This is a genomic window from Idiomarina sp. Sol25, assembly GCF_033052775.1.
In the GTDB taxonomy this organism is placed as follows: Bacteria; Pseudomonadota; Gammaproteobacteria; order Enterobacterales; family Alteromonadaceae; genus Idiomarina.
Genome location: NZ_JAUPEW010000188.1, coordinates 1 through 253, shown reverse-complemented (window position 1 = coordinate 253; position 253 = coordinate 1). Strand labels below are relative to the sequence as shown.

Annotated in this window: 1 protein-coding gene; it reads left to right on the top strand. The window is 70.0% G+C overall.

From position 1 onward, the window contains the following. Positions 1–253: hypothetical protein (locus tag Q5L94_RS13950; protein ID WP_411161950.1), on the top strand; the 253-nt coding region annotated here is incomplete at both ends.

Sequence of the window (253 nt, the reverse complement as noted above, 5' to 3'; positions counted from 1 at the left end):
GGCGAGTTCTCGCCGATGGTGAGCCCACAGGAAGCGCTGGCCTATCCCTATACGCCGAGCGAGAAGGCGGCGGTCGCCGCCAACCCCCCCCAACTCCTGGTGGGAGCGCCGGCGACGGTGCGCGGCAAGATCGACGCGCTGATCGCGGCAACGCGGGCGGACGAAGTCATGATCATGACCGCGATGTTCGACCAGACGGCGCGGCTGCGCTCCTACGCGCTGCTGGCACAGGCCTATGGGCTCGCCGAGGCGC